General features: G+C 46.2%; 4 protein-coding genes and 1 rRNA gene. 4 read left to right on the plus strand and 1 reads right to left on the minus strand.

All coding sequences use genetic code 11. From position 1 onward, the window contains the following. The first annotated feature begins 64 nt into the window (after positions 1-64). Positions 65-181 (plus strand): 5S ribosomal RNA (gene rrf / locus JCM10914_RS28045). A gap of 299 nt (positions 182-480) precedes the next feature. Beyond that, entirely contained in the window at positions 481-918 is a 438-nt protein-coding gene (locus tag JCM10914_RS28050) for a hypothetical protein (protein WP_023967531.1), read from the plus strand. Positions 919-962: 44 nt separating this feature from the next. Here the strand turns inward: JCM10914_RS28050 and JCM10914_RS28055 are convergent, their stop codons facing one another. After that, positions 963-1,484 (minus strand): hypothetical protein, encoded by a 522-nt coding sequence (locus tag JCM10914_RS28055; RefSeq protein ID WP_023967532.1) that lies wholly within the window; start codon positions 1,482-1,484, stop codon positions 963-965. 227 nt (positions 1,485-1,711) lie between these two features. On the opposite strand from JCM10914_RS28055, the gene JCM10914_RS28060 reads away from it, so the two are divergent. After that, on the plus strand, positions 1,712-1,897 hold the full coding sequence (locus tag JCM10914_RS28060) for a sigma factor G inhibitor Gin (RefSeq protein ID WP_023967533.1): 186 nt from the start codon (positions 1,712-1,714) through the stop codon (positions 1,895-1,897). Positions 1,898-2,049: 152 nt separating this feature from the next. Next, a partial coding sequence (locus tag JCM10914_RS28065; protein ID WP_036720636.1) for an aminotransferase class I/II-fold pyridoxal phosphate-dependent enzyme occupies positions 2,050-2,900 on the plus strand: 851 nt, incomplete at its 3' end.

The following is a 2,900-nucleotide window of genomic DNA, read 5'->3' on the forward strand; positions in this document are numbered from 1 at the left end:
TATATTTCAATGTGCTGCAGATTCGTTTCGTATCTAGTTTTCAGGTGATCAAGCATCTGAGCCGTTTGGTGGCGATGGCGGAAGGGTTCCACGCGTTCCCATACCGAACACGACCGTTAAGCCTTCCAGCGCCGATGGTACTTGGACCGAAGGGTCCCGGGAGAGTAGGACGTCGCCAAGCGAAAGACCACTGTCGATGTAATCGATGGTGGTTTTTATTTTGTCGTGAATGGACAATACGCCATGGCAAAATTAAAGCTGTTATATAACATGTGCCCAAAAAAGACACAAACAGATGAAGATTTTGTTACCGTTCCAATGAAGAAAATCAGTATAATAGGTATAGGCATAACGAGGTAAATGATTACCGGTTTACGCAGGCTATAGGAAGTAAGGCCTGATTGGTAGGTTCTCCATTAACCAAACAACAATGAATATTCATCTGGAAACCGGTTATTGTGGGGGAAGGAGGACAATTACATGTTGCGTAGAAGGAATCTGCATCTAGCAGAGATTATATGTGCAGGAACGATTTTATTGGTCGCTTCCGGTTGTGGAGCATCTTCTCAGCCTAGCTGGAAATCCTTTGATGGTGCGGCTAATGTGAAGTCATTTCCGGTTCCCAAGGAAGCGAATAAGACGGAACAAACGACAGGCAACAGCGACTTGGATTATGTACGGTATGCCTTGCCTGGCTTGAAGGAAGATCAGAGTGTTCCCGAGGTTTATTTAGAAGAGATTGAATCATGGGGCTGGACGCAGAAGGAAATTGAGGATAGTGGTTCTTCTTTAGTGTTTGAAAAGGGAAAAAATATCGTCCATCTTACGGTGCATGACGATTTTCTTATAATAACAGTGCCGGCTCAATTTAAGAAACAGATGATTCAAGGATTGGAAAGCAATAAAGTGAACGAATAAAGACCTCTTTCGGACTTCGAAAGAGGTCTTTATTTATGTATTGGTTACTGTAGATAATAGGACATATCCTGCTCGTTCATCTTCAACATGCCATCCTTGCGAAGTCCGGTCAATCGAAGCAAGATATAACTCCACGGCAGATGTAGCCACACGTGCCAAAATACAAGCGACAGCGTAAAGGGCCATGGCAGCAAGAAGGCCATAATGGCGCATAACAGAAACCCGATTGAGCTTGTGTATAACTGCACTTTCGTAAAGACCCGTCGGCTTGCATGTTGATGAGGCGCAAAGCCAAGCCAGGAGAGCTGGAGCCGAAAGCGCCATCGTCTTCGATAAACGGACCCAAGGAGCGTGAGCATCGTATGTCCGATGACATAATGAATCCAGATCATGATGGGTAATGCCAGTACAAAATAAATGAGGGTGTAGACGGAGATTAGCATGCCGGCTGCAATCGCGACCAGTCCCGGCAGTCCGAGATAGAGCATGGTTAGCTTTCGGGTGAGCGGAATTTTCTTGATTAGTCGATAATGATAAAATGTAGCTTGATCATGTGGGTCAGCCATTGTGCAGTGCCGTCCCCCTTCATATGAAATGGAAATCAATAGACAGAAGGCAACAGTCTTTATTTTTTTATCGGTACAAATCATATTTTTATGAAGCTAAAAAAAGGTACAGACACCATAGAATAAAGGGTTACATATAACTAAGTATAGATTGTTACCCTATGAAAAGGTTTAAAATAATAGAAACTGTGTCATACTAATAGGAAAAGGATCAAGGTGGGATTGTTATGGAAGAGTCGACGGATCGCGTCTGCATCGTATGCAACCAACCGAAAGCGGAGGGAATTACGATCGTCTCGCAATTTGTATGTGAGGATTGTGAGTCGGAGATCGTGCATACGAATGCCGAGGACGCCAAATATCATTTTTTTATTCATCAATTAAAACAGATCGCTTTACCTAAAAATGCATAAGTGCTAGAAATATGATAACGGGCCTGAATAATGAAGGCCTTTTTTTGTTTGTAATTAGCGGTTTTTTGAGACGAGCGGTGTTAGTGGGCATAGGCGAGCGTTTCAAATTGCGTTAAAATAGGTTAGAGAATGTAATCCGAAAGGATATGTCGATGACTACACATAGAGAACGTGCGCCTATCGCTGACGCATTAGATCGTTATCGAGAACGTAAAGGCACGTCTTTTCATGTTCCAGGCCATAAGAATGGCCGTATTTATGAAAGTCATTCACAAGTTGCAGGAATGTTGCTGGATGCGATGCGTGTGGATGTGACCGAGATCAGCGAGATGGATGATTTATTTCAACCGGAAGGCATTATACAAGAGGCACAAGAACTGGCTGCCGATTGCTTCTGTGCAGATGAGAGCTTTTTCCTGGTCGGTGGCAGTACCGCGGGGAATCTGGCCCTTATTTTGACGGTGTGCGCTACGCCGGGGGATATGTTATTGGTGCAGCGAAACGTGCATAAGTCGATATTGAACGGGTTGAAGCTGGCAGGAGCTAGAGTTGTCTTTCTTAGACCGGAGTTCGATCAGCATAGTGGTTTGGCGATTGCGCCATCGCTAAATACGATCAGGAGCGCATTGGATGCTTATCCGGAAGCCAAGGGACTTATGGTAACAATGCCGAATTATTACGGAATGGGCAGCGATTTGAGACCGATTGCCGAGGCATGCCATGAGCGGGGATTGCCTTTGCTCGTTGATGAAGCGCACGGCGCCCATTACGGGCATCATCCGGAGCTGCCGAGGAGTGCGTTAGCCTGCGGTGCCGATGGCGTGGTGCAATCCACGCATAAAATGCTCGCAGCGATGACGATGGGGGCCATGCTGCACGTTCAAGGGGATCGTTTGGACCGTGGACTGCTGAGGCAGCGGTTGTCCATGATCCAAAGCTCGAGCCCCTCGTATCCGCTCATGGCCTCGCTGGATCTGGCCCGGCGCCTGCTGCATACGCAGGG

The sequence above is a fragment of the Paenibacillus sp. JCM 10914 genome (genome assembly GCF_001315105.1).
Classification (GTDB): domain Bacteria; phylum Bacillota; class Bacilli; order Paenibacillales; family Paenibacillaceae; genus Paenibacillus_AQ.